Genomic DNA, 26,691 nt, shown 5'->3' with positions numbered 1-26,691 from the left:
TTGCCTATCCATTAGTTAATGACACGTTGCACCGAATAAATATCAGGTGTTTGTTTAATTCGCTCAACTACTTTATGCAAATGTGAAATATTTGAAATAGAAATTGTTAAATGAATTGTTGCCATTTTATCACGGTCAGCACGACCACTTACTGCTAAAATATTCGTTTTCGTTTCACTAACAATTTGCATGATTTCATTTAAAATGCCAGGTCTATCAAAGGCTGACACTTCAATATCAACAGGGTATTCCTTTTTCTCAGGAATGACACCATGCTCCCATTCCACTTCAATTAAGCGCTCCTGCTCATCCTCAATTTGAATATTTGGACAGTCCTCACGATGGACAGAAACACCTCTACCCTTCGTAATAAAACCTACAATATCATCCCCAGGAACAGGCGTACAGCAGCGAGAAAGTCGAATGAGCATATTATCAATACCCTTTACAATAACACCCGATTCCGTACGTTTTTGTGGAATTGGATTTTTCATTTTTTGTTCAATTTTCTCTAGTGCTTCTTCCTGCTCACGTTCTTTGCGACGTTTTTCAGCTAAACGATTTACGACCTGTTGCGCAGTAATACCATTCACACCAACCGCGGCATACAGATCTTCTTCATTCGTATAGTTAAATTTGTCGCATACCCGTTTTAGGTTTTCAGAGGACATCGTTTCCTTTAAATCGAAATCCTGAGCACGGATTTCTTTTTCAATCATTTCTTTACCCTTGACAATATTTTCTTCACGCAGGTGTCGTTTAAAGAATTGCTTTATCTTATTCTTCGCCTGCGAGGATTGAGCTATTTTTAGCCAATCGCGACTCGGACCAAAGGATTGTTTAGAAGTTAAAATTTCAATGATATCGCCCGTTTTTAATGGTGTATCAAGCGGTACCATCTTCCCATTGATTTTCGCTCCAATCGTACGATTTCCCACTTCGGAATGAACACGGTAGGCAAAATCAATAGGAACAGAACCTGCTGGCAATTCAATGACATCGCCTTCAGGTGTAAAGACATAAACCATATCAGAAAATAAATCAAATTTTAAGGATTCCATAAATTCTTCTGCGTTGGAAGATTCATTTTGGAACTCTAAAATTTCACGGAACCACGTTAATTTTTGGTCGACATTTTGCTTTTGATGATCAACGTTTTTGCCTTCTTTATATGCCCAGTGCGCCGCAATCCCGTACTCTGCAATTTTGTGCATTTCCTTTGTACGAATCTGTACCTCCAACGGATCACCATAAGGTCCAATAACAGTCGTGTGTAGAGACTGGTACAGGTTTTGTTTTGGCATAGCAATATAGTCTTTAAAGCGTCCTGGCATTGGTTTCCAAAGTGTATGCACAATCCCTAATACGGCATAGCAATCTTTAATACTATCGACAAGAACACGAATGGCTAATAAATCATAAATTTCATTAAACTGTTTCTTTTGTAACACCATTTTTCGATAGATACTGTAAATATGTTTTGGTCGACCATAGACATCTGCGTCAATTTCAACCTCATTCAGTTGTGATTTCATCTCAGCCATCACATTTTCTAAATAAGCTTCACGTTCATCACGTTTTTTCTTCATTAGACTGACAATACGATAATATTGTTGTGGGTTTAAATAGCGCAGTGCTGTATCTTCAAGCTCCCATTTTACAGTCGAAATTCCAAGACGATGAGCAAGTGGTGCAAAAATCTCGAGCGTCTCTTTTGAAATGCGTCGTTGCTTTTCAGCAGGTAAATGCTTTAACGTACGCATATTATGAAGACGGTCTGCTAGCTTAATGAGGATGACACGAATATCTTGCGCCATAGCCACAAACATTTTCCGATGATTTTCTGCCTGCTGCGCCTCTTTTGATAAATATTTAATTTTCCCTAGCTTGGTAACACCATCAACAAGCACGGCTACCTCTTCGCCAAATTCACGTACCAAATCATCCCGTGTAAAATCCGTATCTTCGACAACATCATGTAAAAAACCTGCCGCTACAGTTTCTGGGTCCATTTGTAATTCAGCTAGAATACCTGCTACTTGTACTGGGTGAATAATATACGGTTCACCTGAGCTACGGAATTGCTCAATATGGGCATCCCTTGCTAATTCATATGCTTTTTTCACGAATGCGACATTTTCATCATTCATGTAGGATTTGACTAACTCAAAAACGTCCTCAGGAGTCAAAATTTGCTCTTTCGCCATAACATGTCCACCTTGCTCGTCAAATTTTTCAGATTAGATATAAACTTTATTGTATAAAATATAGTGGTCTATTGTAAAGAGACTGTATCATTTAGTTTAGTTAATCTCGTGAACAGTTCGAAAAATGGAAAAAATATTCTTCTTTTTAATAAAAAAGACCCTCTGCGACTTCACGTCACAAAGAGTCCTTGTTTCGACAAATTGATTAATGTAATTGATTGTAAGCTACAGCAATTTTCGCGCCGACTACTGCATTGTTTTTCACTAATGCAATGTTGGCATCAAGACTTTTACCTTCTGTTAATTCTTTAACTTTGCCAAGTAAGAATGGTGTAACGTTTTTACCTTGAATGCCATTCTCTTCTGCTTCAACTAAAGCTTTTTCAATAATGTTTGTAATAAATGCATGCTCTAATGCTTCCGCCTCAGGAATTGGATTTGCGATGACAGCGCCACCTTTTAAGCCTAATTTCCATTTCGCAGATAGCATTGCTGCAATTTCTTCTGGCGTATCTAATTGGAAGTTTACATCAAATCCACTTTGACGTGTGTAGAATGCTGGCAATTCATTCGTACCATAACCAACCACTGGCACACCTTTTGTTTCAAGATATTCTAATGTAAGACCGATGTCTAAAATAGATTTTGCACCCGCACAGATAACGGCAACATTTGTTTGTGCTAATTCTTCTAAATCAGCAGAGACATCCATTGTTGTTTCCGCACCACGGTGTACACCACCAATACCACCTGTAACAAAGATTTCAATACCGGCAAGCTCTGCACAGATCATTGTCGCTGCAACTGTTGTAGCACCTAATTTTTTCGTTGCTAGTAAGTAGCCTAAGTCACGACGTGAAGCTTTTGCAACACCTTGAGCATTACCGAACATTTCAAGCTCTTCATCTGATAGACCAATTTTAATTTTTCCATCAATTAATGCAATTGTTGCTGGGACTGCACCATTATCGCGAATAATTTGCTCAACTTCACGCGCAGTTTGCACGTTTTGTGGGTATGGCATACCGTGTGAAATAATTGTTGATTCTAATGCAACGATTGGTAGACCTTTTGCTTGTCCTGCTTTTACTTCTTCTGATAATACGATGAAATCTTTCATGTTGTTATTCCTCCATTTCATTTTTCAACAAATCTACTGATAATTCAGGTCTTACTGTATAAGGAGATGCCAATGTATTTTTTGCATTGGTTAATCCAGCATCAATACATGTCTCAAAAGATTGTCCAGTCAGCCAACTGTGTATGACAGCGCTGACAAAGGCATCTCCTGCTCCTGTGACATCTTCAATTTTGTCAATTACTTTAGCGGCAAAATGACGAGGGGCAATCGTTGTAGACGCTGCATAAACGCCCTTGCTGCCAGCCGTGATAATGACATGCTCCGCACCTAATTGTAGGAGCTGTTGTAAAGCTTTTTCATAATGGGTAGCGTTTTCAATTTTATGTCCAACAATCGTTTCCGCTTCATCTGTGTTACAAATAAACCAAGTTACGCCTTGTAATGTTTCAGGTAGTCGATTCATTTTGGGCGAAGATACTGGCACAATGACAAGTGGAATATCACGAGCAATGGCTACTTGCTGGATATACGCTACTGTTTCTTTTGGGCAGTTTAAATCCAAAATAAAACAGCCCGCGTTTACAAGCATTGTTTCATGTTTTTTCAACAAGGTAGGTAACAGAAGGTCGTAAACCTCCATATTTGCTACAGCTAGTGCTAGCTCACCTTGTTCATCCATGATGGCAGTATAAGAGCCTGTAGTAGCCTCTGCAAGCTGCTCTACATAACGTAGATTCATAAAGGATTCCGAAGCCTCTTGGATCACTTGCCAATCAGCATCCTTACCTGCCGTTGTCAGTAACGTCACTTGGTGGTTTAATCTGCCTAAGTTTTCAGCAATATTTCGACCAACACCACCTACACTAAAGGAAGAACTGGCTGGGTTAGATGTTCCAAATTGAACATTGCCCTTGACATGGAATTTGCGGTCTAAATTAGCTCCACCGATGCAAATAATTTCATTTTCTTCGGGTAATATATAAGCACGACCTACAATTTTTCCTTGCTTCGTTAAACTAGACACTAAATTAGCAAGCACAGGACGCGACAGATTCATTGCATCTGCCATTTCTTGCTGAGACATAAACGGATTCTGGCGAATTAAAGCAAGCACCGCCTGTTCTCTTTCATTCATAGCATCACCTTTTATTATATTTGTTTATATTATAAACTTTTGTTTGTGCTATGTCAAAAGATTCTTTATTAAAAAAGTTGAACCTCATCTTACCGAGGTTCAACTTATATTTGTTTATGCTGGCTGAGGTGTTTGTTTTTTAACAATGATAACGAATAAGCTGGCCATTGCACAAAACATTCCTGCAAGGAAAAAAGCCCATGTATAAGCGTTAAAAAATTTATAAATTAACCCTCCACCATACGCAGCAACCGCCGCTCCTGCTTGATGTGAAGCAAATATCCAGCCGTAGATAATACTGCTTTTTTGCATACCAAAAATTTGTCGTGTCATACTGATGGTTGGTGGCACTGTAGCAATCCAATCTAGTCCGTAAAAGATCGTGAAAATCGTTAATAAAACATATGATCCTTGTGCGAGTGCGTAAGGAAGCAATAATAGAGATGCGCCTCTTAACAGGTAATACCAAAACAATAACCACCGATTATCGAAGCGATCAGATAACCAGCCAGACGCAGTTGTACCTAATAAATTAAAAATGCCCATAAAAGAAAGGAATGATGCGGCAGTGACTAAAGGAACGCCAAAGCTAATACAATAAGAAACAAAATGAGTACCCAATTAATCCGCTTGTCGATAGCCCACAAATAAAAAAGCTACCTGCTAAGAGCCAAAATGCTTTAACCTTAATCGCCTCAAATAAACCTTTAAAAGCCATAGCTATTGGATTCTTCTTTTGCTGTATTGGTTGTTCCTCTATAGCCTCCTCTTGTCCATAAGGAGTTAATCCTATATCCTGAGGTCTATTTTTTATAAAAAGTGCAATCATGAAAAGCATTATGATACTAAGGAGTAGCATTAATGTGATGGCCCATCGCCAAGAATAGTGTTCAATAATGATAGCTAGAACTGGTAATAAAATTAACTGGCCCGTGGCTGTACTTGCCGTTAAAATACCAACCGCTAACCCTCTACGTTTTACAAACCAATGATTCGCCACATATGGGCTAAGGACAGTTAAAAAAAGACTTGCCCCAAGACCAATAATGCCCCCCCAAATAATGATTAGCTGCCAGGATTCACTCATCAAAAATGTTAAAGTCATTCCTAATACTAAAGTTGCCATGGCACCTAGCATCATTTTCTTTAAGCCTATAACTTCAAGCAACGCAGCCATAAATGGTCCAGATATGCCATATAAAAACAAACTTACAGCAAAAGCTAATGCAATGGTTGAACGATCCCAGTGAAATTCTTTTTCAAGAGGTTCGATAAACACGCCAGATGATGACATCGTAATCCCTGCGACAATTATCGAGAAAAATGTGACGATTAAAATAAACCAACTATAATGAACACGCTTCACCTCAACACCTTCTTTTCTTTGATAGACTACAAAACATGTATATACATGTTTAAGTCTGCTTATTTTATTTATATGTATATACATGTATAATCATAGTAATCGTTCATAAAGCTGTCAAGAAGGAATTTCTAGTTATTGGGTGTATACTTATAGTTAGTAGAATCCCCTTAAAGGAGTACTGTCGATGAAGAAACAACTTAAAGATATTGATTATACACAAATTTGTGTTTGTGCAAACCTTAGAAAAAAAACAAGGGTTGTCACGCAATTATATGATAAGCTGCTACAGCCTACTGGTTTAAAGGTTACACAATATTCGATGCTTGCTCATATCGACCTTCAACAAGCTGTCTCAATCAGCCGTTTAGGTGAAATTTTGCAACTCGATCAAACCACTGTAACACGTAATATTAATCTATTAAAGCAACATGGCTATGTTGAATTAAAACGAGATACAAATGATGCTCGCACAAAAAAAATTACGCTCACTGAAAAAGGATTAGAAAAGTTGCATGAAGCCGCGCCTATTTGGCAAGGCATTCAAGATAGAATTATCGAGGATATTGGAACCGAAAAATACGCAGATTTCTACGATACATTGCGAACAATGCAAAAAATTATTCAAGCCTATGACGAAGTATAAAAAAAGCGCCTACAGTGTAGGGCGCTTTTTGCAATGCTCTTAATATTGAATAAGTGTTTTAATATTTAAATCGCCAAGCTTTTCGCGACCATTTAATTCTTGAAGTTCGATTAGGAATGCGCAGCCTACTACCTGACCACCTAATTGTTCTACTAAACGCACTGTTGCTTCAACTGTTCCCCCAGTTGCTAGTAAATCATCACAGATTAACACCTTTTGACCAGGCTTAATCGCATCGTGATGCATTGTTAATGTATCTTTTCCATACTCTAAACCATAGTCGGCACTAATAACCTCTCGCGGTAATTTACCTGGTTTACGAACAGGTGCAAATCCAATTTCAAGCGCATAAGCTACTGGGCAACCGATAATAAACCCACGAGCTTCAGGTCCAACTACAATTTCTGCACCTACTTCTTTAGCATATTCTACAATTTGATCTGTTGCATATTTGTAGGCAGGCCCATTATCCATAATTGTCGTAATATCTCTGAAAGTAATGCCTTCTTTTGGCCAGTTTTCAACCGTTGTAACGTATTGCTTTAAATCCATGTTCTTGCTCCTCCTACGAAACGTTATACGTCCGTTTATGTTAATCGTTCATCAAACCATTGTTTTAATTCTATATAAGGAGCATAAACAAGCTTTTGCTCCATTTCAATCTGTTCTGAACGTTGTTTGTAAGACGGTGCCTCTGTTAGTGCTTGTTTTGGAGCATTCACGTTGACAGTCGTCAGTCCACCCTCCATTTTAACAAAATCAAGCTCAAAAAACACCTGTGTCATAAATTTTAATGTATCTAATGGCCACCCCGTATGCTTCGCTAAATCTGCGATATGCATATCAAGCGGAAAGGCTGGTCGATTTTTCAAGAACTTATAATACCAAGCAAATTGCTCACGAGTAGGTAGACCGCTGAAGTATTGCGAGTCAGGCATATAAAAATGAGCATAAATACGTGACGGTGCTGTCTTCTGTAAAACGGCCTCTAGCTTTTGAACATTGTGTGGCAAGTCTAAGAGCACGATGTAATCACTTTGTTCAATATTTGAAAGGACTGGGTCAACCAGTGTAATAGGTGCACCGATTAATGATTGATAATAGGTCATCGTTTCTGGACGAAAGGCGATAAACCGAGCCACGTCCTTCGGTACCGTATTCAGCCATCGAGCTGTTTGACGGATACCACGAATATCAAATAACTGCCATTCTGTAGTTTGGACATCCTCGATCATAAATTGGGCTTTTTTACGTCCCTGCCATTCGTTAATTTGCAAATCGCCTATAAAGGAAACTTTGATGCCATACGTTAATTCATCATGTAAATGCCCTTTGTTAAAACCAACACTATCCAATTTGTCATAGCCGTTTGTTATTTCCATTTTAATATGATTCTCGCCCGCTCCAATTTTACGCATGGAGGCGATTTCTACATCCTCCAGCACATACACAGGCTTAGGAAAATCTGTGCCAAATGGTCCTAGTGTTGAAATTTCCTCAATAGCATCCGCTGAAATTTCGTCTATGCTGAGCGGTATATCAATATGCACTACAGGTGTTAATTGGTCCTCTGTTAAACAGGCTCTTGCTTGAGCATCTAGGCGAGTACGTAGTTCATCCACATGCTCTAATGATAAGGTCATACCTGCAGCCATAGGATGTCCACCAAAATGCGGTAAAATATCTCGATTTTTAGCTAGTTCATTATATAGATGAAAACCTTCAATACTTCGAGCAGATCCTTTTGCTATGCCCTTTTCGGGATCAAGTGACAGCACAATCGTTGGACGGTAATACAGTTCAACGAGACGTGATGCTACAATTCCTACAACACCTGCGTTCCAGCCCTCGCCAGCAACAACAAGAACTAAGGAATTGCCGATTTTTTCATCTGCTTCAATCAGTGCGATGGCTTCATCTGTAATACTTTTCACAATATCTTTGCGCTCGGTATTGCAGGCATTTAGTTTTTTTGCCAATGCAGTTGCTTTAGCATTATCCTCCGCCATTAATAATTCGACACCAGGAGCTGCTTCACCTAGTCGACCAACAGCATTCAATCGTGGACCAAAATAAAAGCCAATCGTTTCTTCTGTAATTTTCGTCTGCTCTGTACTGGCTATGTCACACAACGCTTGTACCCATGGGCTAAGAGAACGACGCATTTCTTGTATGCCCCGCTTCACGAGATAGCGATTTTCGTCCACCAACGGAACCAAATCTGCAACAGTGCCAATCGCCACAAATTCTATTAGATGGCTTGGTAGTTCACCATAAAGAGCATGTGCCAGCTTAAAGGCAACCCCTACTCCTGCTAGCTCGCCAAATGGATATTGCCCTTCTGGTATTCGGGGATGAAGGATAATATCTGCTGGTGGTAGCTCCTCACCTGGCTCATGGTGATCTGTCACAATGACATCCATACCAAGCTCCTTCGCTACTCGAATAGGCTCAATACCAGATATACCATTATCCACTGTAATGATTAACTGTACACCCTCTTCATAGGCCTCCCGAAATAGGGCTTCATGCGGACCATAGCCATGGATAAAACGATTCGGAATTTTAAAGGAGACGTCTGCTCCAAGATCTAGTAAAACATGTAACATAACGGTTGTGCTTGTCACACCATCGGCATCATAATCACCATACACTAAAATTTTCTCACCATTTTCTAGTGCTTGTTCAATTCGTGCTACCGCTTCAGCCATACCATGCATAAGAAATGGGTCATGGATATTTGCCTCAGTCATATTCAATAAGCTTTCTGCCTCAGCCGTTGTTTCGCAGCCTCGTGCTGCTAAAATTTTTGCTGCAATCGCAGAAAGTTGTAAGTCATTTTGTAATGCTTGTACAAGTGTTGCGTCAGGACGCTCCACCTGCCATCTTTTTTTCGATAGAATCATCTTCTCACTTCCTTACGAAAGCTATTATACCGAATTTCTATAGGTTGCGCACTATCCGTTAGATTGATAGTTTTATCCATCACTTTTTAATTTCTATCTGTCACTTTCTCATTTCTTTCATCATTTAAAAAGCCTACTCTTCTAAAGAGTAGACTTTTCTAACATACCTTTCGAGGCGGCTACTAAGGCTTCCACCGTTGCCAAATCTCCTTCGTGTAATGCTGTAACAATGGCACTACCGACAATTACACCATCTCCCAAAGCTCCCATCTTTTTCACTTGCTCAGGTGTCGAAATACCAAAGCCTGCAAGCACAGGGATTGGACTTGCTTGACGTAAGCTTGCAAAATGCTGTTCTAAATTATTGGCAAAACGCGATCTTGCTCCTGTGATCCCATTCACGGTCACTGCATAAACAAAGCCCTGACTAACTGCTGCGATACGTGCTATACGCTCTGGAGGGCTTGTTAATGAGACGAGTTGTACCATATCAATGCCATATGGATTTAGTGCCTCACGTAACAACTCGCTCTCTTCCAATGGAACATCTGGTACAATTAATCCCTTAACTCCCCCAGCTATACAGGCTTGCGCAAAAGGCTTTAAGCCATATGCTAATACTGGATTGAAATAAGTCATGACTACGATAGGCACTGTTATTTCATCTCTAAATGACGCGAGTGTTTGCAACACGCTTCTTAATGTCACACCAGCTGCGAGTGCACGTTCTCCTGCTCGTTCGATCGTTGGACCATCAGCGACAGGATCTGTAAAAGGAATCCCTACTTCAATAGCTGTTACCTCTAATTGCTGCAGTTTTAAGATAGTCGGCTTAATGGTCTCTAGCCCTCCGTCACCTGCCATGATATAAGGTATAAAAGCCTTATGACCTGCAGCTTTTGCCTGTTCGATCGCTTGCTGTATAGTTGTCATTTAACATCCCCTCCTAGTGCTGCTCGAACTGTGTGAACATCTTTATCTCCTCGACCAGATAAGCACACAACAATGATTTGATCTTTTGCCATGGTCTTTGCAAGTTTAGCCGTATAAGCAATGGCATGAGAACTTTCAAGTGCAGGCAGTATCCCTTCCGTTCGGCTTAATAATTGTAGTGCCTCCAGTGCTTCAGCATCTGTGATGGAGTCAAATTGCGCTCGACCAATATCATGTAAATAACAATGCTCTGGTCCTTTCCCTGGATAATCTAACCCAGCTGAAATAGAATGTGCTTCTTGGACAAAGCCGTTTTCGTCCTGTAATAAATACATGTAGGCGCCATGTAATACACCTAATTGTCCACCTGCGATGGCCGCAGCATGTTTCCCAGTTTCAAGACCACTTCCTGCTGCCTCAATACCGTATAAGGCAACTGATTCATCATCAACGAATGGGTGAAACATACCGATTGCATTACTGCCACCTCCAATACAGGCAACAACTGCATCTGGTAAACGCCCCTCTTTTTGCACGATTTGCTTTCTTGTTTCTAACCCAATAACACGCTGAAAGTCCCGAACAATTTTTGGAAATGGATGAGGACCTAAGGCAGAGCCTAAAATATAGTGGGTATCTTCAACATTTGTCACCCAGTAACGTAGTGCAGCGTTCACAGCATCCTTTAATGTTTTAGAACCACTTTCCACCGATTGAACCTTTGTGCCAAGCAACTCCATACGAAAGACATTTAACTGCTGACGTTTGATATCTTCTGCTCCCATAAAAACAACACATTCTAAATTTAATAATGCACATGCAGTAGCCGTTGCCACACCATGCTGACCAGCACCTGTTTCAGCAACGATTTTCTTTTTACCCATGCGTTTGGCTAGAAGAGCTTGCCCAATCGCATTATTAATTTTATGTGCACCTGTATGGTTTAAATCTTCACGCTTTAAATAAATCTTTGCTCCATCTAGCGCCTTCGTTAAATTTTCTGCGTAATAGAGCGGTGTTTCGCGGCCAACATAGTCTTCTAAATAATAGGACAGCTCCTCTGTAAATGCAGGGTCTAGTAATGCTTGCTCATAAGCAGCTTCTAATTCAAGCAAGGCTGTCATTAATGTTTCTGGCACAAACCGACCGCCAAATTGCCCAAAACGCCCTTCATTTGTCGGTACACTATTTGCGATTGATATTCCCATCATCTGCTCCCCCTCTTTACTGCCTGTAAAAAACCTTGTATTTTGGTAGAATCCTTGCTTCCATCTGTTTCCACACCACTCGAAACATCCACCATAAAAGGCCCAACATCTGTAATGGCCGCTTCAATATTGTCTACATTGAGACCACCCGCTAATAGTAATTTTTCTTTGGGAATCCCTACTTGCTCAAGGAGTGTCCAATCAAATGTGTGACCACTTCCGCCTTTAAACTCTGTACCAGGCGCGTCAAATAAATAATAATCTACCTGATAATTGGCAGCCGCTTGAACATCCTCTTTTTCTCGTATCGATAATGCCTTTATGGCGGGATAACCTTGCTCCTGAATAAATGCTGGCGTTTCCTCCCCATGATATTGCACATAATCTAAGGGCACCCGCTCTACTGCTTCCTTTAATTCGGCTGGCGTTGGATTCACAAAGACACCTATTTTTAAAACACCTTGTGGTACATGCTTCGCTAACAGTTGGGCTTGTTCAATGGATACACGGCGTTTACTCGGTGCAAAAACAAACCCTATAGCATCTGCACCAGCATGAATAGCTGTTTTGACATGTTCTTGCTCCTGTAGACCACAAATTTTGACCTTTGTCATACCGATGCCCCCTCTTTACTTACTTGCAAATCCCGTAGTGCTTGCCCAGCATCTCCACTCCGCATTAAAGTTTCACCTACCAGGACACCACTAGCCCCCATCGAGGCTACTAGCTTCGCATTGTCTCTCGACCATATGCCGCTCTCACTAATTAATACTCGATTCTCATTAAATGGAAACACATTAGCAATTTCTCTGGTACGCTCTAGGCTTACTTCAAAGGTACGTAAATCTCGATTATTAACGCCAATTAACTTTGCATCTACTGCAAGAGCGCGTTCTAGCTCCTTACAATCGTGTACTTCCACTAAAACTTCTAGGCCTAAGCCTGTTGCATAGCTATATAAATCACGTAAGGCATCATCTGTCAAGGCTGCCACAATTAATAAGATAATGGATGCACCTGCTGCTTTGGCAAATCGGATTTGCACTCGATCAATCATAAAATCCTTACAAAGAAGTGGCGTATCTACTGCACCAGCAACTGCTGCTAAATCTTCAAAGGAGCCTTTAAAAAATTCCTTGTCTGTTAAGACCGAAATAGCTGCTGCTCCTGCTAGTTCATAGACTTGTGCTTGAGCAACTGGGTCTGCTCCGCCAGCTATTAATCCTTTCGAAGGCGAAGCACGCTTCATTTCAGCAATGACTTGCAATGTATGGGCTTGACGCAATGATTCAATGAGCGAGCGACGTGGCGTTTCTGTAAAGTTTGCTAAAGGATCTGGCTGCTCTAATAAAGCACCTACCTCAATCTTTTTTTGCTGTAAAATTTTATTGAGTATATTCATTATCCAACCTCCACTTCTTTAATTTGCATGCTAAACGTTACAACCGCCTCTAATTTTTGTTGTGCTCTCCCGCTAAAGATACTTTCCTTTGCCATGGCTACACCCTCTTTGATGGTTTCCACTAGACCATAGCCAAATAAGCCGATGCCAGCATTTAATAGAACTGTATCTAAATAAGGACTCTGTTCCCCAGCCAATATTTTTTGCATTATCACCGCATTTTCATCTGCATTGCCACCACGGATGGCCTCTAAAGGGGCCATTTGAAGACCGACATCTTCTGCGGTTAGGGAAAAGGGAATTAGATCTCCTTTATCTACTAAAACCAATGTATTTTGACCTGCTAATGAAGCCTCGTCTAAGCCTTGTGGTCCTGAGACGACAATGGCTCGCTCACGTCCAAGCATTTGTAAGACTGAGGCATATTCCATGACAAAATTCGGTCGATTAATGCCTGTAAATTGTGTGGATAATGGGACCGGATTTGTTAAAGGGCCAACAAGATTAAAGATCGTCGGTTTTCCTAATGAACGGCGAACTTCACCAATTCTCTTTAATTTCGGATGAACATTCGGTGCATAAATAAAAGCGATTCCCTCTCTCTCTAGCAAATGGGCTGTTTGTGGGATAGAAATAGCTGTATGAATACCTAGTGCCTCTAACACATCTGAGCTACCAGAGGAGGAAGAGATTTTACGGTTCCCATGCTTGGCAATTTTGACACCTGCCCCAGCTAACACGAAAGCAGAAGCTGTACTGATATTAAAAGTATGAAGACCATCTCCACCTGTACCGCAATTATCCATATAGCTACCTTCTTTTACAGCTATATCAAGAGCAAAAGATCGCATAATAGTTGCTAATGCGGCTACTTCATGTGCAGTTTCTCCCTTCGCAGCTAAAGCTGTTAAAAAGCTTGCTATTTCTTCCTTAGGAGTATCATCTTGAAATAACCATTGCGCTGCCTGTAGCATTTCTTCGTACATGAGATGTGTTCCCTGCAGTACTTTCCTTTGTAATCGTTCCATTAGTTTTACCCCCCATTGTTCACTAGTAACTGTAAAAATGCCTGTTCTTCCTCTTGCACTTGATGTAATACGTTTTGCACATTTGTATATTTGGTAACAGTTATTGTTGCTTGCAAATGCATTGTATCCTGCTTAACTACAATAGATTGACCTGTTAAGGCAAAATCCAAATGACCATTAAATCCAATAAAGCCGAGAGCACCAAAATTACCAGCTGTATGCGGAAGCTTTGGAGCTGAAAGTGGTGATATAGTTGCTGCTAAAACATCAAGGGCATGAAGCATTGGTAAAAGCTTTCCTTCCACCCTAGTCGTCATGTGCAGTGCCTTTTTGGACCGCTGGATACGCATAGCCTCCATGACCTGAACAGAATCTCGAAAACAAACCGACTGTAATTCTTGCTGAATAGCCCTAACAAGAACTGCATGTGATTGTCTAATGCCTTCATGGTTATATAATTTGCGTTCATTTTCTAGGTCTTCATTTTTTGTTTCCCCTCGCGGATATGCTCCCTCTGTAGGAGTCGCAATAACGCTTTCACCTTTTACTCGTATTAGACTTTCAGGAGAAGTACCTAATACAACATGATCCTCAAATTCTATATAATACATATAGGCTGCAGGCTTTTTTTTGCGTAGCTGTCGATACAGAGCCAACGTATCGCCTTGAAAATTTGCTACATTTAGATTCGGCAAAACCACCCTTGTTATGTCATCATGTAAGTTGGCTTGCATTGTCTGTAAAACCGTTGCAAATGATTCATTTGTTGTAGCATCAAGCGGTTGATAACGATAAGATGCTTCGTCACTGATATGCCCGTTTACTATTTGTTGAGCCAAATCTTCCAAATCAGGTTCTTGCTTTTCTGCATCTATAGTTGTATGAATCAATGTCACTTCATCTGTTTGATGATCGAATACAATAATCGTTTCATAGACATGAAAATGAGCATCAGGCAGTTCTATTTTTTTATCTACGAACATCGTTGTACCGCCAAAGCCTATATATCCAACGGCACCACCTGAAAATGGAAATTGTGTCGTATTGGAAATACGTGGCATGAGGCGTTTAAGAAGAACAAAAAGCTCCCCTTGATGCACGTATGTTTTTCCTGTTTTATAGGAAACCTCTTGGATTTCTTGACCCACACCTGTATATGTTTTTCGTGGATTAGCCCCAATAAAGGAAAACCTTCCAGCTCCTTCATGTTGAGCAGAACTTTCCAATAAAAATTTATGTTTTCCCTGTAAACGCCTAAAAATCAAAATAGGTGTTAAAGAATCGCCATTGATCGTTTTCATTTTTGTTCTTGAACTCGTTATTTGCATAGCTACTTTGCTCCTTTTTCAAAGATTCCTTTAGCTAATGTCTAGACGAATGCTGCATGAAAATAAAAAAGCCCTCTGCAAAAAGGATTATTCCTAATTGCAGAGGACGATTATGACCGCGTTGCCACCTCATATTAGAGCATATGCTCTCACTTTTGTGCTTTATGGGTATGGTAAACCATACCTTGAAAGCACCCCTATAACGTGGGGAATCACGTTCGCTTTTTTATAAGCGACTCTCATAAGTCCATTCACATAAGCTGTAAATCAGTTTACACCAGCCACTGACTCTCTTTATTACACACTTAGGCTACTACTCTTATTCAACAATTTCTCAGCTATTCTCATCTAAACTCAGCTCATCTGTTCTGCGGCTGACCTCGCTCCCGAGACCTTCTACCTTGACCGAACAAAAAGTTAGCCTTAATTCTATGCCAATCCAATACTATTGTCAATCAATTCTGACGAAAAAAGTTAAAATTCCTATTTTATCAGCAGAATCAAAAAGTAGGTATATTATCCTTCTATAAAAACTTATTGGAGAATAAGATTTCCTACGATTGAAAATTCCTTGACTATTGACCATGTAAATATATCAAGTTATAGTAATTTCAGAACATCAATTTTTTCCATATAATAAAAGAAAGTAGGAAGTTTATGTCCGTTCGCAAAAAATTAAATATAGGATTCATTTCCTTAACATGTTTACTTTTTATCTCAAGCATCGTATCATTTATTCAATTTAAAACAACACAGAATGATTTAGAAGAAGTATTGAAGCATCGGATGGTGCAAATCCAATTAACAGATAAAATCCAACAACAACTTGCGTCTCAAGGTTTATTTTTACGCTCCTATATTTTAAATAAGAAGGACGAAACAGCTAAGGCCAATTTAGAGCGCTATGAAAAGTTGTTACCTGAAACAGTTCATGAACTTTCTACTATTGTTCGATCAGATTATACAAAAAATATTATGCAGCAAATCACGGAATTGCAAAAAGAGTTACTATCAAATTCACAGAAAGCTTTACAAGCGTTTAATAGTGGCAACACCGATCTAGCACTCTCTATCATCAATAATGATGTTACAAAATACAATAAGGACATTTTTAAGTTAACAACTGAATTATTAGCTTATCACTATGAACAGCTTCAAAATGTTGACCAATCTGTTAATCAAACCGTTTCACGCGCTATTATCATTGCTATTAGCCTTCTCCTTGCAAGTATTATTATTGGTTTATATTTTATGCATATGGTCAAAGCCTCCATTGTCCTGCCCCTACGCAAGGTTATTGGAGCAGCAGATACATTAGCACAAGGTGATTTAACAATTGCTGAGCTTGACCATCAATCAAAAGATGAGATCGGTACACTTGCAAATGCAGTCAATACATTAAAACAAAATCTAGCTGGTTTAATGACTAACATACAAGATAGTGCATCCCATTTATCGGCCGTTTCAGAAGAGCTTTCTGCTAGTACTGAAGAAGTAACCGCAACTTCTGATAATATTGCTCAACGAATTCAAAATAATGTAACACATATCACTTCTTCTGCTAGTGCCTCTCAGCAAAGTGCTGTGGCAATGGATGAAACTGCATCAGGGGTCCAACGCATTGCGGAGGCGACTCAAAGTCTTCATCATAATGCAGAAAATCTGACTCAGCTTGCCCATACAGGTGGTACAACGATTGCAACAGCAAAAGAACAGATGAATATGATCGCACTAGCAACTTCTGATATTGCAACATTAACGCAAAAACTAAGTAAGCAATCAGAAGAAATTGGACAAATTACAACAGTGATTACAGCTATCTCAGCACAAACAAATTTACTGGCACTAAATGCTGCCATTGAAGCAGCAAGAGCAGGAGAACACGGGAAAGGCTTTGCAGTCGTAGCAGATGAGGTACGAAAACTTGCTGAGGAATCGAATCAATCTGCCAATCAAATCGTTGCTATTACAAAAGAAATTCTAACAGATACGCAAAATGTAGCAGCATCAGTAGACAATGGTTTAGCTTCTGTAAAGGACGGCGTAGCCAAAATTCATGAGGCTGGAGATGCTTTCTATTCCATCACCTCTGCTGTTGCTGCATTCACAGAGCAAATTGAAGAAATTTCTGCCACATCTGAAGAAATCTCTGCTAGTGCAGAGCAGGTTGCAGCTTCTGTTACGGAAATTGCCAATGTTTCTAACGAATCAGCAACGAATTCTCATATGATTGCAGAATCTGTTGACGAGCAAGTTGCGACCATGCAGCAGGTAAATACTGTCGCAGAAGAATTAAGTGAAAATGCGCAACAGCTACAAGGCTTAATCCAGCAATTTAAACTGTAAATACTATATGAAAAATCTGCTGCTTTTTTAAAAGGCAGCATTTTTTTGCATGAAAAAAGCAGAGAATAGAAAACCATTCGTTTCCCATTCCCTGCTCACTATCTTATACAGTAGGTTCGTCTGTACCCCATTGTTTTTTCTCTTTTTTGTGTAGCTTTCCATCTGTTTTTTTCATTTCACGAATTTTTAATGAATACCAGATTTGAGCTGCGATACAGATTGAAGAATACATACCTGTAATCAAACCAATCAATAACGCGATAGAGAAGTTTTGAATAGATGGTGCACCAAAAATTAATAGGGCTACAACAACGATAATTACAGTTAATACTGTATTAACCGAACGACCCATTGTTTGACGTAGCGATTTATTCACGATATTCGCCAATACTTCACGGTCATTAATGGTATCATAGCGATTTAAGTTTTCCCGCATACGGTCAAAGGTAACGATCGTATCATTGATGGAATACCCAACAATTGTTAATACAGCTGCAATGAACGTAATATCTACTTCTAAACGCATGAAGCTAAAGACCGCAACGATTAAGAATACATCATGTAATAATGAAACAATTGCACCAATTCCCATGCGCCATTCAAAACGAATTGCCACATAAATGATGATCCCTATTGCTGCAAGAGATAAAGCCTTAATCGCATTTTTTACAAGCTCCTTACCAACTGTAGGCGATACGGTACTTACCGCTGGTTCATGACCATATTTTTCGCCAGCTTCTTTTTTAAATTCTATAATTTCTGCTTGTGTAAGGTCATCTTTATAGCGAATGACTGCTGTATTACTTTTATCACCAGAGAGTATGATATCCTCTGATGAAAAATCAATACTATCTAGATATTTGGATACTTCTTCTTTTGTTAATGTTTGATCAGATTCAATTTGGACACGAGTACCGCTTGAGAAATCAATACCTAGGTTGAGGCGGAAAATGCCAAGAACCACTAAACCAGCCACTAAAATGGCTAATGAGAATGTATAGAATTTCTTACGGTTATGAACAAAGTCAAATCGATCGAATTTCGTTGATAAATCTAATGTACCAATATTTTCATCTAGACTATGCTGTTTGGATTTTGCAATACCAAACCATGCTGGACTGTTGAAATAGCCACTGTTAACAAGTAGTCCTAATAGGACACGTGAGCCCCAAACTGCTGTTAAAAAGCTCAATAAAATACTAATAATTAATGTTGTAGCAAATCCTTTAACAGAGCTTGTTCCCCATTGGAACAATACTGCTGCAGCTAATAAAGTTGTCAACTGCGCATCAATAATGGCGGATAAAGATTGTTTAGACCCAATTTGGAAGGCTTGTTTAACGGAATAGCCTACTCGCAGCTCTTCACGAATACGTTCAGCCGCTAAAATATTGGCATCTACTGCCATTCCTATACCCAGAACAATGGCTGCAATACCTGGGAGCGTTAATACCGCATTAATCCAGTCAAAGACCACTAATACTAGGAAGGTGAACACAGCCAATGTAATAATGGAAATAAAGCCTGGTAAACGATAGTAGAATAGCATAAATAAGAAAATAACTACTACGCCGACAATACCAGCAAAAATCGTACTTTTCAGTGCTGCATCACCAAATTGAGCACCAACAGAAGTTGAGTAAATTTCATCAAGCTTCACTGGTAATGCCCCTGCATTTAAAATATCTGCTAAATTTTTTGTTTCTTCAACAGAGAAATTACCGCTAATCATAACATCTGTTGTATTTAATGTTTGACTAACAGTTGCTGCCGATGCATAGCGAGGCTTTGCCTTTTGTGATTCCGCTTTATAGGAATCGACTCCCTCTTCAAAGTCTAACCATACAACCAATAAATTTTGACCTGCGGGTTTTGCTGCTATTTTACTTGTTATATCAGCAAATTTTTTGGCATCTTTTAAAGTTAAGGATACAATCGGACGATTTTGTTGGTCAAAAGAGCCTTTAGCACCGTTTGCTTTCAAATCGTCTCCATCTAATAATAAATTATCATCAACATCACGGAATGTTAAATTCGCAGAAGTAGACAGTAACTTTCGTGCCGATTCCTGATCCTCAACACCAGCTAATTGCACGCGAATACGATTTTTGTCCTCAACCTGAATACTCGGTTCACTAACCCCCATCGTATTTACACGTTCACCAAGTGCAGTGGATGTTGCAGTGACAATTTCTGGTGTGATTTTTTGTCCTTCTTTTAATTCATTTACCTCGTAAAGCACTTCAAACCCGCCCTGTAAGTCAAGACCAAGCTTGATGTCCTTTAAGACGCCGTTTACAGTCGTACTAATACCTGCTGCCAATAGCACGATAATCAGTAGGAATGCAACTATACGACTTTTTAGTTTCATTAATAAATCCTCCTCGAATTGGTGTAAGGGCTGTCCTTACACGCCAAACAAGTAACTAGCAATACCTTTTGAAACGTTTAATCCTCCTTTTCATCTAGAATCGTGTTACCTGTGCTTCAAAAAGGTTGCTTTACTTAATTCAATCGTTCATAACGCGCAAGTTTATCTTAGTATTATTAGATACTAGTCTTCCAAATGTCAATAAAATCATAAGTGACTTATGTAAGTAAGAACTTATTCAAAATAAAAAAAGCGCAACACACTTATTATGAAACAGGTTGCGCTTTGTGTCAATTCAACACGTATAGGATTCTTTGAAATCTTGTAAGATTTGACACATCATTGATTACGTTCTGACTGGACCAAGCAGTAATTGTAACTCGTCTGTATTGACTTCTTCAAACCAATTATTACTTTGTAAAAACTCTACTTGATTAAATGAGACGATATCAGATGGTGATACTGAAAAAATGGTAGAAATGACTTCATGTAAACGTAGTTGCTCAATTTTCTTTTTACGCCATTTTTTTTCAATACAGTAGCGCCAGAGTTCTTCGGCTGTAATAGCATTATATTGATAATGCTGGAACTCTGCTATCTTACTATCAATTGCCGGACGAATCTGTTCAAATAGTTGCTCATATTGCATACTCATTTTGAATCATCTCCAATCAAAGTCGTAACGTAAGACATGCTTGCATACAAATAGTGTAAATGAATTTTTGCGGCTTGAGAAGGGACGGATGGCATGAGTTCTTTTGTACGAGGTACATTATTTTTAATGTTTGTGATTTTTTTATCTAAACTTTTTGGCTTCTTTTATAGAATGCAATTTATGCGGATTGCTGGTGAAGAGGCTGTCGGTATTTATATGACCGTCTATCCAGCGTTTATTTTCTTCATCTCACTCATTCAACTAGGACTACCTATCGCTGTGGCTAAAATAGTGGCTGAACTACTAGCAAAAAATAAACGTGAGAACATCTTTGGTGTCATGCGTACAGCCATTCTTTGGTCATTCATTGGCATGATCATTTTTATGCCACTCGTTGCACTAACAATACCATATATTTCAACAACTCTATTACATAATGAACAGACAACATTTACATTATGGATTGCACTCTTTGCTGTACCAGTATCAGTTGGATCTGGCTTATTACGTGCCTATTTACAAGGTGTTGCTAAGATAACACCGACAGCATGGGCACAAATGATCGAACAAATTGTACGTATTAGCTTCATTACTTTGATGCTACCCTATGTGGCTAATTACAATAATGCTGCTGTCACGGCTGCGGCGGCAATGGGCATTACACTGCTAGCCGAAGTTGTAGCATTCTTGTATTTATGGCTACACTATATCGTTTCCAAAAAGAAATTACTGACACGAAAAACTAAAATTGAAGGGTATCCTGCATCACCAATGTTGCGTATTGCCCTTCCCTCTGCAGGCAGTAAGCTTTTTGGTTCTTTCACTTGGTTTTTAGAGCCGATTATCTTTTTAAAAGCTTTGACTGTGGCCGGTTTAACCGCTTCTGCTGCCACTATTTTATATGGTGTCATCTCCGGTGTTTTGGTGCCATTACTGTTATTTCCAGCGTTTGTATCAACAGCCTTATCGATTGTGCTCATTCCAGCTGTTAGTGATGCCGTCGCTCGTCAGCACACCCCGCTATTACAGGAACGAATTTCGGTGTCCCTAAGATTGTCTTCGCTAGTGGGGTGCTTTGCTGCTACGTATTTCTTTGTTCATGGAGATGAATTAGCTATGAAGCTTTTCCATTTAGAAGAAAATCGTGGGTACGTTAAAATTTTAGCACCTATTTTTTATTTTTATTATATTCAAAGTCCTCTACACTCCATCTTACAGGCAATTGGTGAGGCAAGAGCTGCCATGATGAACTCCATCTATGGTGGGCTAGGTAAACTTTTCGTGATGTTTGTACTTGCCTCTCAACCAGGTATCCAGGAAAAAGGAGCCGTTGTAGCTATTGGCTTTGGGGTATTACTAACGTCATTCTTGCATATTGCAACAGTTAGACAACGTAAAAACCTGCGCGCTGGCTTCAGAATGTTTGTTGTGCCTTATAGTTGTTTTATTGCTGTTTGCGTCGCCCAGTATTTCCTTATTCCAATACTATCCCTACCATTTATTTTAAGTAGTGGTGTGACATTATTTTTGCTATTTACCTTTTTATTATTTACCAATCAGTTGCGTATTACAGATTTCCGTTACATTAAAAAATTGGCGAAGAAAGTCTAGGATTCCTTTAATTGAATATGCAGCTTATTGTCTTCCCAAATACAAAAAAATACTGTTTCACTGTCAGTAATATTATTTTTTGCTAGCTCATCCATTAGCCATTCCACATCTTTATGCATAGTAAATAAATGTCTTTCTTGAATATCACCGTCGATAATCAAGGGATACACAAAGGCTTTTTCATCTTTTTTATAGACAGAAAGATTGCCTGAAGGCTCTAAATACGCAAACGCTACATCTGTCACAGATGCAATTCCGTTTTCTCGTAATTGCTGACATAAATCATCTAAATTATAGCGGTGTTTTCTCATCTCGCTCTCTAAAATAACACCGTCTTTTACTAATAAAGCAGGGTCACCATCCACTAGGTCACGTATTTTTTTGAACTTTAATGACAAAAAGGCACTTAATATTTGAATAAAGAGCAAAATAATGATAGGTAGTATCGCATTAAAGAGAGGATTTTTATAATCGTCTAGCGCAAAGGCTGCTACTTCTGCAATTAATACAAATACGACCAAATCGATGACTGATAATTCACCTACTTCTCGTTTACCCATTAAACGGAAAACGATGATGATAAACACATACAAAAAGCAAGTTCTAAAAATAATATGGTAATATTCTTCCATATAAACACCCCCATACTATCAAGGTGACCTTACTTATTGTTTTTTATACAGTTTTCAAGGAATAGTCCCTACTTGTTCGTACACACTAACATAGAACTTAGATGCTTATCACAATAAACATGCAAACAAGGTGAGGACATGATAAAAAAAATAATTGTTTTCGTTTTTGTTTATATCCTTTTTCTTATTAGACCTTATCCTATTTACGGGTATCAAGAACAGGAAATACCTATTCTTATGTACCATCATTTAGAGGACAATATAAACAACACTACAGTTATTTCACCCAAAAACTTCGAAAATCAAATGAAATTACTTAAAATGGAAGGCTATCAGGCCATTTCTGCTCAGCAATTATATGATTACTTAAACGACCAAGCACCGTTACCTCAAAAGCCAGTGTTAATTACTTTTGACGATGGGTATTTTAGTAATTATGAAAAAGCTTACCCGATATTGAAAAAATATGATATGCATGCAGAAATCTTTGTGATTGCAAGCCGAATCCTAGAGATGAATGGAAACAATCACTATCCAAATGAAACTGCAAAGATGAATTGGGATCAATTAAAGGAAATGAAGGATTATATTACAATCCAGAGTCATACTTGGGACTTACATTATAAATTACCTTCAAAAAATGGTAAACTAAATGGCGCAGTATTTGGTCCTGGTATTGTGAATGGGCAACTAGAGAGTCAGGTTGAATATGAAGAAAGGGTAAGAAATGACTTTATTCATTCAAGAAAAATAATCAAAGAAAAGTTAGAATATGAACCAATAGCAATAAGCTATCCTTATGGGATTTATTCACCCTCCACCATCAAATTAGCCAAGGAAGCTGGCTTTAAAATGGCCTTTGTCATACAAAATAAACATGTGAAAAAAGGCGATTCCCTATTTACATTAAGCAGAATAACGATTAATGGCAATGATACTGGTGAGGCATTCATTCATAAATTAAAAACTGCAACTGCAAAAAACATCTAAACACAGCCATCCAATATTGTATAAAAAAGACTTACAATATAGCTATCGCCTATTGTAAGCCTTTTCTTCTTTGTTACTGATTGTCATTGACAATTCGTCCAATTGCTTGACGGTCGAATTTCACTCGTACATTGTCAGCAATTTTTAATGTCACTGCTGTGTCTTCAATTGCATCAATAACACCGTGTAAACCACCAATTGTAATGACTTTATCTCCACGTTGCAAACTACTTTGCATATTTTGTGTTTCCTGCTGTCTTTTTTTAGCTGGACGGATTAAGATAAACCACATTGCAACGAACATTAATAATATTGGTGCTAATCCTAATAATTGATCCATAATAGCATCTTGCCCCCTTTCCAAATCTCACTTTTTTAGTATAGACTATTCCACCATTAAAAAGCGATGGACAAGCCCAAAAATTTTCTCAATTACTAATATTTTTTCTATGATTGACAATATTTTGCTAGAAATATTCACTTTTTACAAAGTTTTGAATGATTTGCAAAACTATTGCTATTGATGATGGACATTAGGGAATGCCTAATGTCCTTTTTTAATTTAGCGCATGTAATGATCCTATTTGTCTAGTTTAAAAGTTTTTTGCATCTGGCCCATTAAAGCCGTATTTTTCAAAGAACTCTTCACGGAAATCACCAAGACGATCTTGACGAATTGCCTCACGCACTTGCTCCATCAATTTTAATAGGAAGTGTAGATTATGATAGGATGTTAAACGAATACCAAACGTTTCTTCCGTGCGAATAAGGTGACGAACATAGGCACGAGAATAATTTTTACATGTATAGCAGTCACAGTTCGGATCAATCGGCCCAAAGTCACGTGCATATTTTGCATTTTTCACTACTAGACGTCCTTCTGATGTCATCAGTGTTCCATTACGTGCAATACGTGTTGGCAGTACACAGTCAAACATATCAATACCGCGAATTGCCCCATCAATTAAAGAATCTGGTGAGCCAACACCCATTAAATAACGAGGTTTATTTTCAGGCATCATTGGCGTAGTAAATTCTAAAACGCGGTTCATCACATCTTTCGGTTCTCCAACGGATAATCCACCAATTGCATAGCCTGGGAAATCTAGTTCTACTAACGCTTCTGCTGAGCGGCGGCGTAAATCTTCGTACTCTCCACCTTGAATAATGCCAAATAAGCCTTGCTCCTCTGGACGCTGATGTGCTTCCTTACAGCGTTTTGCCCAACGCGTTGTACGATCAACTGATTTCAGCATATAGTCATGTGTCGCAGGATATGGTGGACATTCGTCAAAGGCCATCATAATATCAGAGCCTAAATCATTTTGAATTTCCATTGCCTTTTCTGGGCTCAAAAATAATTTATCTCCATTGAGGTGATTACGGAAATGAACGCCTTCCTCTTCGATTTTTCGGAATTGACTAAGTGAAAATACTTGGAAACCACCTGAATCCGTTAAAATTGGTCGATCCCAGTTCATAAATTTATGAAGTCCGCCTGCTTCTTTGACAATATCATTACCTGGACGAAGCCATAAATGGTACGTATTAGACAGAATAATACCGGCATTCATCTCTTTTAATTCTTCTGGTGACATGGTCTTCACCGTTGCTTGTGTGCCCACCGGCATAAATGCTGGTGTTTCAAAGGAGCCGTGTGGTGTATGAACGATGCCAAGACGTGCTCCTGTTTGTTTACATGTATGAAGTAGTTCATATCGAATTGCTGGTTGTGTCATAAAATAAATAATCCTTTCTTATCTGAAGTAAAAACAGTACTCCGATTTTATCCACTATTATTTTTTGGGACGTATAAACATTGCATCACCAAAACTAAAGAAGCGATATCTTTCTTCTACAGCTTGCTGATAAGCACTTAAAATGGTCTCACGAGTGGCTAGCGTACTAACAAGCATAACTAGTGTTGATTTTGGTAAATGGAAGTTTGTGATTAACCCATCCACCACCGTAAAATTGTAGCCTGGATAGATGAAAATAGACGTCCAACCTTGTTCTGCTCGCACTTCTCCCTCATATTTAGAACCAATTGTCTCTAATGTACGAGTAGAGGTTGTCCCAACAGCTATTACCTTGCCACCGTTACGCTTTACGCGATTAATTGTATCTGCTGCTTGTTCTGTAACACTATAGAATTCCGCATGCATTTCATGGTTCTCAATCGAGTCTACACTAACGGGACGGAAAGTGCCAAGGCCTACATGTAGCGTAATAAAGACAACCTCTACGCCTTTAGCCTTCACTTGAGCTAATAGCTCCTCTGTAAAATGCAGCCCAGCTGTAGGCGCTGCAGCAGAACCACGCTCTTTGGCATAAACGGTTTGATAACGATCCTTATCCTCTAGTTTTTCACGAATATAGGGAGGTAACGGCATTTCACCAAGTTGCTCTAAAATTTCATAAAAAATACCATCATACTGAAATTCAAATGTACGTCCGCCATGTTCAAGCTCACCTGTACATGTAGCTGTTAATAAACCGTCACCAAATGTGATGACTGTTCCTACCTTTACACGCTTTGCTGGTTTTACAAGTGTTTCCCACTCATCTGTACCAGCCATTTGCTTCAGTAGCAATACTTCTATATGTGCACCTGTTTCTTCTTTTACACCCATTAAACGAGCAGGTAAAACTCTTGTATCATTTAGTACAAGACAGTCTCCAGCATGTAGCTCGTCTAATACATGAGCAAAATGGTGGTGCTCCACTTTATTTGAGCCCGGTGTCACGACCATTAATCGACTCGCTGTACGATCGACTAATGGTGTTTGGGCAATAAGCTCCTCTGGTAATTCAAAATCAAAATCTTCTACACGCATGAAAATAACTTC

At 39.0% G+C, this 26,691-nt stretch carries 21 protein-coding genes, 1 pseudogene and 1 other annotated feature; of the genes and pseudogenes, 4 read left to right on the top strand and 18 right to left on the bottom strand.

The window, feature by feature from the left end:
• Positions 1-11: 11 nt before the first annotated feature.
• From HCH28_RS04255 to HCH28_RS04240, 4 genes and pseudogenes are all read right to left on the bottom strand, one after another.
• Entirely contained in the window at positions 12-2,207 is a 2,196-nt protein-coding gene (locus tag HCH28_RS04255; RefSeq protein ID WP_048392114.1) for a RelA/SpoT family protein, read from the bottom strand.
• Positions 2,208-2,412: 205 nt separating this feature from the next.
• Entirely contained in the window at positions 2,413-3,327 is a 915-nt protein-coding gene (locus HCH28_RS04250) for a pseudouridine-5'-phosphate glycosidase (protein WP_221679940.1), read from the bottom strand.
• A gap of 4 nt (positions 3,328-3,331) precedes the next feature.
• Complete coding sequence (locus HCH28_RS04245) at positions 3,332-4,423, bottom strand: carbohydrate kinase (RefSeq protein ID WP_221679938.1); 1,092 nt, start codon at positions 4,421-4,423, stop codon at positions 3,332-3,334.
• A gap of 114 nt (positions 4,424-4,537) precedes the next feature.
• A pseudogene (locus HCH28_RS04240) lies at positions 4,538-5,789 on the bottom strand (MFS transporter).
• Positions 5,790-5,973: 184 nt separating this feature from the next.
• Here HCH28_RS04240 and HCH28_RS04235 point away from each other — a divergent pair.
• Entirely contained in the window at positions 5,974-6,432 is a 459-nt protein-coding gene (locus HCH28_RS04235; RefSeq protein ID WP_221679937.1) for a MarR family winged helix-turn-helix transcriptional regulator, read from the top strand.
• A 39-nt stretch (positions 6,433-6,471) separates the two neighbouring features.
• Here the strand turns inward: HCH28_RS04235 and HCH28_RS04230 are convergent, their stop codons facing one another.
• From HCH28_RS04230 to HCH28_RS04195, 8 genes are all read right to left on the bottom strand, one after another.
• Positions 6,472-6,984 (bottom strand): adenine phosphoribosyltransferase, encoded by a 513-nt coding sequence (locus HCH28_RS04230; RefSeq protein WP_221679935.1) that lies wholly within the window; start codon positions 6,982-6,984, stop codon positions 6,472-6,474.
• A gap of 35 nt (positions 6,985-7,019) precedes the next feature.
• A complete protein-coding gene (recJ, locus tag HCH28_RS04225; RefSeq protein WP_221679933.1) occupies positions 7,020-9,338 on the bottom strand; it encodes a single-stranded-DNA-specific exonuclease RecJ in 2,319 nt (772 codons plus the stop codon).
• A 141-nt stretch (positions 9,339-9,479) separates the two neighbouring features.
• Positions 9,480-10,271: a tryptophan synthase subunit alpha gene (gene trpA, locus HCH28_RS04220; RefSeq protein WP_221679931.1), complete on the bottom strand. Its 792-nt coding sequence runs from the start codon at positions 10,269-10,271 to the stop codon at positions 9,480-9,482.
• Positions 10,268-11,479: a tryptophan synthase subunit beta gene (trpB, locus tag HCH28_RS04215; RefSeq protein WP_221679929.1), complete on the bottom strand. Its 1,212-nt coding sequence runs from the start codon at positions 11,477-11,479 to the stop codon at positions 10,268-10,270. Before trpB ends, trpA begins: the two co-directional genes overlap by 4 nt.
• Complete coding sequence (locus HCH28_RS04210; RefSeq protein ID WP_221679927.1) at positions 11,479-12,093, bottom strand: phosphoribosylanthranilate isomerase; 615 nt, start codon at positions 12,091-12,093, stop codon at positions 11,479-11,481. The genes trpB and HCH28_RS04210 overlap by 1 nt, the downstream gene beginning before the upstream one ends.
• The gene (trpC, locus tag HCH28_RS04205; protein WP_221679925.1) at positions 12,090-12,881 is read right to left on the bottom strand and encodes an indole-3-glycerol phosphate synthase TrpC; all 792 of its coding nucleotides are present in this window, start codon (positions 12,879-12,881) and stop codon (positions 12,090-12,092) included. Before trpC ends, HCH28_RS04210 begins: the two co-directional genes overlap by 4 nt.
• A complete protein-coding gene (trpD, locus tag HCH28_RS04200; protein WP_221679923.1) occupies positions 12,881-13,909 on the bottom strand; it encodes an anthranilate phosphoribosyltransferase in 1,029 nt (342 codons plus the stop codon). Before trpD ends, trpC begins: the two co-directional genes overlap by 1 nt.
• A gap of 5 nt (positions 13,910-13,914) precedes the next feature.
• Positions 13,915-15,237 (bottom strand): chorismate-binding protein, encoded by a 1,323-nt coding sequence (locus tag HCH28_RS04195; protein ID WP_221679921.1) that lies wholly within the window; start codon positions 15,235-15,237, stop codon positions 13,915-13,917.
• Positions 15,238-15,336: 99 nt separating this feature from the next.
• Positions 15,337-15,573: a binding site (T-box leader), on the bottom strand.
• Between the two features lie 321 nt (positions 15,574-15,894).
• Here HCH28_RS04195 and HCH28_RS04190 point away from each other — a divergent pair.
• A complete protein-coding gene (locus HCH28_RS04190) occupies positions 15,895-17,583 on the top strand; it encodes a methyl-accepting chemotaxis protein (RefSeq protein ID WP_221679919.1) in 1,689 nt (562 codons plus the stop codon).
• 103 nt (positions 17,584-17,686) lie between these two features.
• Here the strand turns inward: HCH28_RS04190 and secDF are convergent, their stop codons facing one another.
• Both secDF and HCH28_RS04180 read right to left on the bottom strand, forming a co-directional pair.
• A complete protein-coding gene (gene secDF, locus HCH28_RS04185) occupies positions 17,687-19,954 on the bottom strand; it encodes a protein translocase subunit SecDF (protein ID WP_221679917.1) in 2,268 nt (755 codons plus the stop codon).
• 346 nt (positions 19,955-20,300) lie between these two features.
• Positions 20,301-20,609, bottom strand: coding sequence for a post-transcriptional regulator (locus HCH28_RS04180; RefSeq protein ID WP_221679915.1), 309 nt, complete (start codon positions 20,607-20,609; stop codon positions 20,301-20,303).
• Between the two features lie 93 nt (positions 20,610-20,702).
• On the opposite strand from HCH28_RS04180, the gene HCH28_RS04175 reads away from it, so the two are divergent.
• Positions 20,703-22,220, top strand: coding sequence for a putative polysaccharide biosynthesis protein (locus HCH28_RS04175; RefSeq protein ID WP_048395180.1), 1,518 nt, complete (start codon positions 20,703-20,705; stop codon positions 22,218-22,220).
• On the opposite strand, the gene HCH28_RS04170 is transcribed toward HCH28_RS04175, so the two are convergent.
• Positions 22,217-22,852 (bottom strand): DUF421 domain-containing protein, encoded by a 636-nt coding sequence (locus tag HCH28_RS04170; protein ID WP_221679913.1) that lies wholly within the window; start codon positions 22,850-22,852, stop codon positions 22,217-22,219. The genes HCH28_RS04175 and HCH28_RS04170 overlap by 4 nt on opposite strands.
• 138 nt (positions 22,853-22,990) lie before the next feature.
• Here HCH28_RS04170 and HCH28_RS04165 point away from each other — a divergent pair, with 138 nt between their 5' ends.
• Entirely contained in the window at positions 22,991-23,842 is an 852-nt protein-coding gene (locus HCH28_RS04165; protein WP_221679911.1) for a polysaccharide deacetylase family protein, read from the top strand.
• A 73-nt stretch (positions 23,843-23,915) separates the two neighbouring features.
• Here the strand turns inward: HCH28_RS04165 and yajC are convergent, their stop codons facing one another.
• From yajC to queA, 3 genes are all read right to left on the bottom strand, one after another.
• On the bottom strand, positions 23,916-24,182 hold the full coding sequence (gene yajC, locus HCH28_RS04160) for a preprotein translocase subunit YajC (protein WP_004226696.1): 267 nt from the start codon (positions 24,180-24,182) through the stop codon (positions 23,916-23,918).
• A 253-nt stretch (positions 24,183-24,435) separates the two neighbouring features.
• Complete coding sequence (gene tgt, locus HCH28_RS04155) at positions 24,436-25,581, bottom strand: tRNA guanosine(34) transglycosylase Tgt (RefSeq protein WP_016991901.1); 1,146 nt, start codon at positions 25,579-25,581, stop codon at positions 24,436-24,438.
• 57 nt (positions 25,582-25,638) lie between these two features.
• The gene (gene queA, locus HCH28_RS04150) at positions 25,639-26,679 is read right to left on the bottom strand and encodes a tRNA preQ1(34) S-adenosylmethionine ribosyltransferase-isomerase QueA (protein WP_221679909.1); all 1,041 of its coding nucleotides are present in this window, start codon (positions 26,677-26,679) and stop codon (positions 25,639-25,641) included.
• Between the last annotated feature and the right edge of the window lie 12 nt (positions 26,680-26,691).

It is taken from the genome of Lysinibacillus sp. K60 (assembly GCF_019731275.1).
Classification (GTDB): Bacteria; Bacillota; Bacilli; order Bacillales_A; family Planococcaceae; genus Lysinibacillus; species Lysinibacillus capsici.
The sequence above is the reverse complement of the archived record's forward strand: the minus strand, read 5'-3'. Positions and strand labels throughout refer to the sequence as shown.